This is a genomic window from Neolewinella persica DSM 23188 (assembly GCF_000373105.1).
Taxonomy (GTDB): Bacteria; Bacteroidota; Bacteroidia; order Chitinophagales; family Saprospiraceae; genus Neolewinella; species Neolewinella persica.
Genome location: NZ_KB890431.1, coordinates 103,884 through 111,943 on the forward strand (window position 1 = coordinate 103,884; position 8,060 = coordinate 111,943).

Annotated in this window: 7 protein-coding genes; all 7 read left to right on the forward strand. The window is 53.2% G+C overall.

The genetic code is table 11. The features are described from left to right. The first annotated feature begins 116 nt into the window (after positions 1-116). The 7 genes from B036_RS0112925 (at position 117) to B036_RS29235 (ending at position 7,760) form a co-directional block, all read left to right on the forward strand. Positions 117-1,214, forward strand: coding sequence for a vWA domain-containing protein (locus B036_RS0112925; protein ID WP_020569144.1), 1,098 nt, complete (start codon positions 117-119; stop codon positions 1,212-1,214). Continuing rightward, the gene (locus B036_RS29225; protein ID WP_026231946.1) at positions 1,211-1,858 is read left to right on the forward strand and encodes a hypothetical protein; all 648 of its coding nucleotides are present in this window, start codon (positions 1,211-1,213) and stop codon (positions 1,856-1,858) included. The genes B036_RS0112925 and B036_RS29225 overlap by 4 nt, the downstream gene beginning before the upstream one ends. A gap of 143 nt (positions 1,859-2,001) precedes the next feature. After that, complete coding sequence (locus B036_RS0112935; protein ID WP_044102634.1) at positions 2,002-2,556, forward strand: GNAT family N-acetyltransferase; 555 nt, start codon at positions 2,002-2,004, stop codon at positions 2,554-2,556. A gap of 17 nt (positions 2,557-2,573) precedes the next feature. Continuing rightward, on the forward strand, positions 2,574-3,083 hold the full coding sequence (locus tag B036_RS32080; RefSeq protein WP_020569147.1) for a GNAT family N-acetyltransferase: 510 nt from the start codon (positions 2,574-2,576) through the stop codon (positions 3,081-3,083). A gap of 151 nt (positions 3,084-3,234) precedes the next feature. Further along, positions 3,235-5,640: an ATP-binding protein gene (locus B036_RS0112945; RefSeq protein WP_020569148.1), complete on the forward strand. Its 2,406-nt coding sequence runs from the start codon at positions 3,235-3,237 to the stop codon at positions 5,638-5,640. Then, positions 5,640-6,368: a hypothetical protein gene (locus B036_RS0112950; protein ID WP_020569149.1), complete on the forward strand. Its 729-nt coding sequence runs from the start codon at positions 5,640-5,642 to the stop codon at positions 6,366-6,368. Before B036_RS0112945 ends, B036_RS0112950 begins: the two co-directional genes overlap by 1 nt. Before the next feature lie 66 nt (positions 6,369-6,434). Then, a complete protein-coding gene (locus tag B036_RS29235) occupies positions 6,435-7,760 on the forward strand; it encodes a cation:proton antiporter domain-containing protein (protein WP_020569150.1) in 1,326 nt (441 codons plus the stop codon). Positions 7,761-8,060: the final 300 nt, after the last annotated feature.

The window sequence follows — 8,060 nt, forward strand, 5'->3', positions numbered from 1 at the left end:
CCGTGCTTCTCCTCCTTACTCCGCGCGAGAAATTTGTCGTGCAGGCTCTACAATCAACAAACACCAAAACTGAATCCCCCCTCCAGCCGTTACTCTACCACAAGACCCAATAACCTATGATCGGCTGGCGATTCAAAAATTACTTACCCGGGGAAGGCGACGAAACCGACTTCGAAAAACTCCTGAAACTCTTCCAGGAACTGCTCACCCATACCTCCGGGAACGTGGGCGAAGCCCTCAGTTGGCTCACTGAGCTCGATCGGCAGTACGAGCTGACGAACGACGACTACTCCATGGCCGATTTCATCCAGGAGCTGATCGACAAGAACTTCATCAAACCCGGCGATGGGCCCGGCAACCCGCCGTACATCCCAACCGCCAAGATGGAAGGTGAACTGCGGCAGAAAGCCCTGAAGGACATCTTCGGCGACATCAAGAAAACCAAACGAGGCAACCATTCCACCCGCTACTCCGGCCGGGGAGACGAACGGACCAGCGAACGCCGGCCCTTCGAATTCGGCGACGCGCTGGACAAACTGGCCGTCTCCGAATCCCTGCGCAACGCGCAGATTAATCACGGCATTGGTGAATTCAAATTGACCCACGACGATCTGGAGGTATTCGAAACCCATTACCAGGCGCAGATGTCGACCGTGCTGATGATTGACATCAGCCACTCGATGATCCTCTACGGCGAAGACCGGATCACCCCGGCCAAGAAAGTAGCCATGGCCCTGAGTGAATACATCACCACCCGGTTCCCGAAGGATACGCTGGACATCATCGTATTCGGCAACGATGCCTGGGAAGTGCAGATCAAGGACTTGCCTTACCTGCAGGTCGGTCCCTACCACACCAATACGGTGGCGGGTCTGGAATTGGCGATGGATATCCTGCGCCGCAGGCGCAACCCCAACAAGCAGATCTTCATGATCACCGACGGCAAGCCAACCTGCATCAAACGGGGTAACCGGTACATCAAGAACAGCGCCGGATTAGACCGAACCATCGTGAACCGAACCCTCAACCTGGCCGCCCGGTTGCGCAAACTGGCCATCCCCGTCACTACCTTTATGATCGCCCGCGATCCGTGGCTGGTGCAGTTCGTCCAGACATTTACCGAGACCAATGGCGGTAAAGCCTACTACAGCGGTTTGCAGGGCCTCGGCGATTTCGTCTTCCGGGATTATAAAAACAATAAAAAGAAACGATGAACTACGATAGAGGAGTTGTACAATTGCAAGAACACTCGTCGGCCGAGACGCGACGTAGGAGCTGGCTCGTCCGCCGAGTGTCCGGCCTGCAAAGCCTCCACTCGGCCGACGAGTCAGGTCGTTCCTCCCGCCTCAGCGGACGAGCGAAGGCCTTGCTTACGATTTTTGCAATGATCTTGTGCCTCGCCTCACTTTCCGCCCAGCCCAAGCAAAAAGTCCCCCCGTTTCTGCAAAATCAACCCGCTCCTCAGGTCGTAGAGCTAGAGGGGAAAACCTTCCTGGTGCCAGATTTTTCCATCGCTCCGGCCCTCGCCGGCACCGGAGGCGCAGAATTCATCACTAATACCCCGTTGGGCTTCCTCGCCACCCGGCGGACGAAAACAGGCCTACAGATTGACCTGCGCCGGTTCCGCGACGTTTTCCGTATCGATGAGTTTTACCGCTCCACGCCTAACCCCTTAGCGGTGACTGAAGGCCTGGGACGGACGCCAAATGGTCCGGTCTTCGACTTCACGAAATCAGCGCCCCATCTTGCTTTCTTTTGCCGGCTGGAAATCAATGAGGATAAGGGTTTCATCATCCCGGCCAAATTTCGATTGGGTGGGCATACCTACTGGCAGGATAATTTAAGCCGCAGGGATTAATCGGATTGGGTGGGACGACGGTATCGCGAATCAGATCAAGTGATCGCAACACCTTAGCGAAACCCAGGAAATGACATTTAGCACTTTGTTGCACCGTTTTTACGAGCTCATATTGTTGGTTGGCTAACCAAGTCGAGCCGCTGATGAAATCACTACCCGAATTAATTACTGAACGCCTCCGTTTATCTGCCCTGACGGTGACGGATATTCCGCTCATTGTTCGTTATGCTGATAACAATAAGGTTGCCAGGTATACGGCCAATATTCCCCATCCCTATACGGAAAAAGACGCTGTCTTTTGGCTCAACCTGGCTAACGAAGGACTGAAAAGAAACAACCATTTCATCTTCGCTCTGCGGGATAAAGAAACCAATGCGTTTATGGGCGGGATTGGGCTTCGGCAACATCAACAATTCAAACGGGCAGAGCTGGGCTACTGGCTCGGGGAACCGTTTTGGGGGAAGGGGCTGACTACCGAAGCAGCGGGAGCGGTAATCGATTTTGGCTTTGGCAAACTGGGGTTGCGAAAAATCACCGCAAGGCATATTGTGGTTAATGGCGCTTCAGGTAAGGTGTTGTTGAAGAACGGTATGCAGCAAGAAGGGCTACTCCGGCGGGAGATAACCCGGGACGGGCAGGAGCGTGATGTGGCGGTTTATGGTTTATTGGTGGAGGATGTTGAAACTTTTCCCCGCTAAGGAGCTTTTCCACGGGTATGATTCGCCCCCTCACCCCCGACGATACCGAGGCCTTCATCGCCCTGCGCTACGAGGCTTTCACTACCGATCCACTTTCGTGGGACCACGAACCCGGAACACCGATTGATCCCGAGGTTTGGCGGCCAAGAATTGCGGAAGTTCCAGGCCTGAAGTTTGTCCTGGGCTACTTCCTTACCGAAGACCGGGAAACGCCGGAACTGGCCGGGATCCTTGGCTTCACCCGCTACGAAAAGCCGAAACGCCGGCACCGTGCCATGTTGTGGGGCGTGTACGTTAGTCCGGCGGCACGCGGCCGAAACGCAGGCGGGCAATTGCTGGAGGAAACCCTGCGACGGGCCCGCCAATTGGAAGGTTTGGAGCGGGTTACGCTGACGGTTTCTCACCTGGCACCGGCAGCTTTACACTTATACCGAAAGGCCGGCTTCGTCGAGTACGGGCGGGAGCCGGGCGCAGCCCGGACGGGAAAAGTGAGAATGGATGAAATTTATATGTTATTGGAATTATGATCCTTGCACCTGCGGCCCCGCCCACACTTCCTGTGACCAAATCCGAAATTAGCGTCTTTAAGGTCGACGATTCCACACCCCGATACCCTGATAACCAGACAACCCGATAACCTGACACCCCGATCCCCCGCAAAGCCGTACATTGTTCCCTATGCCGACCACCGAACTCTCCATTACCGATCCGGATCAGACCGTAAGCAGCGCGCTTGATAAAGCCATTGCTCAGGTCGTTACCCCCGATGCATCGTTCAGCGCTGACATCAACCATCTGGCCGCCCGAACCCGTGAACTGGCCGACGCCCTGGTGGCTCGGGGCGACGCCTGCCTCCTGGGTGTAGACGAAGATACCAATGACCTGGATTGCCGCTTGACACACTTCGTGTGGGCCGACCGGGCCAAGCATTTTCTCGTACTGTATCGTAACGTGCAGCTGCAATTGCAGACCGCTGCGTTGATGGTGGCCGACGGTCAGTGCCCTCCGAAACTGGTCACTGACTTGCACGCGCGTTCTTCCGAAACCCTGCAGGCAGCGGAAGGGGAGTGGGAGGAAGAGATGGCTAATTGGCGGAAACGCCTGGAAGGAAACCCCAAAAAACGCCAGGAGGCCCTGGATCGCTGGCAACAACAACACAACCCCTGGCCAGAATACCGCCAGCAGTTGTTGCAGGTCGGGCAGCAAGGAGAAAGCCTCGCTGTGGAGCATACTGTACTGCACCAACAAGTCGGTATCCTTAGCGAGATTCGGGAAATTCTGAAAGCATGTGCCACGGAGGCCCAAACTGCTCTTTCTGCCGCCATGTACCGCGCCGATGAGATCACGGCCTTCGTCACAGAGAGTGCCTCTGACGAGGCGGATCATCGCCCGGGCAAAATTGCCACCAGGCTGGATGAGTACCTCAACGATGCCATTCCAGGTCGTCTCATTCATGAATTTACCAATGAATTGACAGAAAAAATTGGAGAGCTGGCCGAGCGGGTACGTGTGACGGTTGGGGCTGATCACGGCATGCTTCAATTCAAGGACGTGAACTTCCGCCGGGCTACGGATCAATGGATCTCCGCCGAGATCTTGCCGCAACTCTATGAATTGTGGGAACTTAGCGACCAGACCAAGAGTGATCTTGGGGTAGCGATCGCTAATGTGCGGAACCGAACGCTGTTGTTGTCCAATGAGCTTAAAGCTGGTCGGCCGGCAGCATACGATGCAGATCAACTGAGCCAGCCGTTTTATAATTTCCTTGCCCGGACAAAAAATACCAAAGCGAACTTTTCTGCCATCAGCAACGGTGCCCTCCTACTGATCGATAAGGACTTGCGGCTGACGTCCGTCTACCGGCCAGAGCCGGGTTTTCTACCACTCCCGCTTCAGTCAGGTATCAATGAGTTCACCCGCCGGCAGGGGCAATTCTTTGTCGGTGTGAAAGATTGGTTCGGTGCAACATTTGCTGGCATCGAACGCTGGCGCGCCAACAATGACCGGGAGGAGAAGATGAGTATGTCGGAGAAGATCGTTCGTGTCATCAGCCAACGTAAGCCTTCTCCCGGAAACGCTGCTTACACGAATATTTTGATGACGAAAGGCTATATCGGAGAGTCTTTTTTAGTGGGAAGAGAAGCCGAAAAAGCACACCTGACCAAACTGATCGAAAACTGGCAGCTTGGCTTTCGGGGAGCCGTTATGCTGACGGGCCGCCGGCTGTCGGGTAAAACCTTGTTTGGGGAACTCGTGGCCAATCGCCTTTTTTCCGGGACGGTCATCCGCCTTCAGCCCAATGCCATCATAAACATCGGGGGGCGTCGAATGACTACGACGGGTAACCTGAGTGAAGCCCTCGACTTCATCGAGAAGTATACCTTACAGCTAAAACCAATGGTCTGGATCGATGATCTGGAAACCTGGTGGGATAAGTCGACCTCGTTGGCGGAAAATGTCCGGGAGTTGGCTGATCACATCGATGACTACTCCGGCCGGATCTTTTATCTTGTTGCAACGACGAATGCAGTTTACCACCACCTCGATCGCTTCATGGACATGGAAAGGTTCTTTCAGGCGGAGGTGAATCTGGATGATTTTCCGATCGAAGATATGCAACGCGCCATCCGAATCCGACATGGTGCCACCCATAAAGCATTGGTGAATGCTGATGGGGATCCCTTTAGTGAAACGGCCTTCAGCCGGCGGGTCAGTAACCTGCACCGCGCTGCTGGCGGTAACGTTGGAGATACCCTGAATTACTGGGCCTGGCTGACGGAGTATTGTGACGAAAACCGGGTAACCCCCAGTGGGCAACGGCGCTATAAAATGCCTGTTTTCGTATCGGCGGATACCGGGATTCTATTGACAACAATTTTCCTGGAACGACGAACGAATGAGTACCACCTGCGCAAGCTATTAGGGCCCGCGTTCGAACTGCGCTACCGCAGTATCCTGCGTCGTCTGCTGCGTGTAGGCCTGCTAACCCGGCATAACGACGGCTGGTTGGAGATTTGCGAAAGCGTCGTCAATGACGTTGGCAGTGCGCTGGAAAATAATGGCTACCTAAATATACAAGACTGATGGAAGCACTCATGCAACCTTACTTCAACTGGACCAACCTGATCCTGGTAGCCTTGCTGCTTTGGGGGGTGTACCTGTTGCTGAGCTACCTCAAGCGCAGCATGCAGGGCAGTGCCTTGCTGGGGCGACACCAGCGGCGGGCCATGGAAATTCTGTCCGGTTTTCTTCTGCTCTATGAACCGCTTACGGTACTTACCCTGACGATGATCTTCCTGTTCATTAATCCCTTTACGCATGGCATTATGCTGATGGTGATTATCCTGGCGGCTTTCACGCGTATCCGGGACTATGTGAGTGGCCGTATTATCCAGACTTCCTCACTTCTGGTGGAAGGCAAGCGGATGAAGACGGCGAAATCAACGGGTGTTATTTCCCGTATCGGCCGTATGGGCCTGTATCTGCAAACCGGGGAAGGTCTTCACTTCGTCAACTACAGCAAATTACTGACCGAAGGCTACTCGCTAGCTACGGGTAAGGAAGTCGGGGGATACTACCAGCTACATATCCTCCCAAAGGAAATGGAGGAGGAAGAATCCATCCGGTTCCTTGAGAACAAATTTGTCAGTACTCCTTATCTGGATCGCAGCTTCAGGCCGGAACTGACGATAAACGAAAAGAACGACCGGGAAATCATGGCCCGGATCGCCGTACGGGAAGACCAACACCTGCGCGAACTTTTGCAACTGATGGAAGAGTGGGGCTACCCGGCCAGGATCGCCAGGAAATAAACTGTTTCCTACTCCTTTTATCTCCATTATCCTTATTCTTGTTTTCCCCTTTTATCTACTTGTATTATGGAAAATATCGATGCGTATACGCTCATCATTGAAGCTTCACTGATTATTATTCTCTCTTTTATTTTTGGAGAAGTGGCTAAGCGTACAAATATTCCTTCGGTACTGATGCTCATCGTATTGGGCATCTGTCTGAAGTTTGGCCTGGACTACTTTGGCATGGACGATCTGAATTTTCTGCCAGTACTCGAGATTCTGGGCATTGTCGGGCTGATCATGATTGTATTGGAAGCGGCACTGGAGCTTAAACTGGAGCGGGATAAATTCCTCGCTATAGGAAAGGCCTTGCTTATTGCGCTTGTCGGCCTGGTTGCCTCGGCCTGGGCAGCGGCCGAGATTTTGGAATACTTTGTCCCGGGCATGGATACCACAACCGCCTGGCTCTACGCCACGCCGCTGTCAATCCTTTCCAGTGCAATCATTATCCCGAGTGTGGCCGGGCTCAAGGCTGAAAAGAAAGAGTTTCACGTCTACGAAAGTACGTTCTCCGATATCCTGGGTATCATGCTGTTCTACTTTCTGACCAGCCAGCTGCACGGGGAAGCCAGCGGGCCTCACGGAGAAGTGGCTGAGGCGGCAGAGTACTCTAACGGCGCGCTTGCCTACGGAGGGAAAATTCTGCTAACGATTGTCGTTTCATTGATCGCCAGCTACGGAATCGTCCTGATCTTCCAGCGCATCAAAAGTCACGTAAAGCTCTTCTTATTGATCGCCGTCTTATTACTACTGTACGGTATCGGTAAAAAATTCCACCTCTCCTCGTTGATCATCGTCCTCATCTTTGGCCTATTGATTGCTAATATGCGCTTGTTCTTCCGCGGCCCATTAAAGAAATTCCTGGACTACAAAAAGGCATTACACATCTACGAAGGGCTACACGTGGTGACAATGGAAACTGCCTTCGTTGTCCGGACGTTCTTCTTCGTTATTTTCGGGGTAACCATCTCATTGGCCTCTCTCGTCAGTATTGATGTGGCGATCGTCAGCTTGCTTATCATTATAAGTATATACCTGATTCGGTACGTAATTCTTCGGATTTTTATCGGGAAGGATATCTTCCCCCAGCTATTTGTGGCACCCCGGGGGTTGATCACCATCCTGCTCTTCTACGCCATTCCGGTTGAAGTAATTGTGCCTGGGTTTGAGCCGGGTATCTTGCTTTTCATCATTATCGGCACCAGCCTGATTATGACTTTCGCCATGATCGTGGATAAGAAACGGACGTCGGCCGCCCTGAGGAAAGTGGGAGATTCTCCCGTTGGCTACGAGCGGTGGCGGGCACCGACGTTGGCGGAGGCGGTGATAGAGGAAGATCCGGAGGGGTAGTCATTTTGGGCGCGGCCGCAGGTGCATGGGAAGTTAAACATGAGTCATCCCGAATTTTGAGCCCACATTAAAGTGAGGCAAATCGAGATGGCCATTCTAAGTCTGTAGAGCGGTATCGAGACATCTCGGTACCGCTTTCCAGTTCTATGACAGTAATTTCTTAAAAAAAGAGGAACCCAGCCTTTCCAGTTGCGCAATATCTGGAGCATGAAGTCATAGACCAAGGTGACGATACTCATCAGCTTCATGCGGTTGTCCCAAAACCATAGCCTTGGCGATTCCAAACCCAGCTCTGACTTG

Excerpts from the sequence above, each read along its gene's own strand:
- B036_RS0112925 (WP_020569144.1), top strand. The coding sequence starts at position 117 with ATGATCGGCTGGCGATTCAAAAATTACTTACCCGGGGAAGGCGACGAA.
- B036_RS29225 (WP_026231946.1), top strand. The coding sequence starts at position 1,211 with ATGAACTACGATAGAGGAGTTGTACAATTGCAAGAACACTCGTCGGCC.
- B036_RS0112935 (WP_044102634.1), top strand. The coding sequence starts at position 2,002 with ATGAAATCACTACCCGAATTAATTACTGAACGCCTCCGTTTATCTGCC.
- B036_RS32080 (WP_020569147.1), top strand. The coding sequence starts at position 2,574 with ATGATTCGCCCCCTCACCCCCGACGATACCGAGGCCTTCATCGCCCTG.
- B036_RS0112945 (WP_020569148.1), top strand. The coding sequence starts at position 3,235 with ATGCCGACCACCGAACTCTCCATTACCGATCCGGATCAGACCGTAAGC.
- B036_RS0112950 (WP_020569149.1), top strand. The coding sequence starts at position 5,640 with ATGGAAGCACTCATGCAACCTTACTTCAACTGGACCAACCTGATCCTG.
- B036_RS29235 (WP_020569150.1), top strand. The coding sequence starts at position 6,435 with ATGGAAAATATCGATGCGTATACGCTCATCATTGAAGCTTCACTGATT.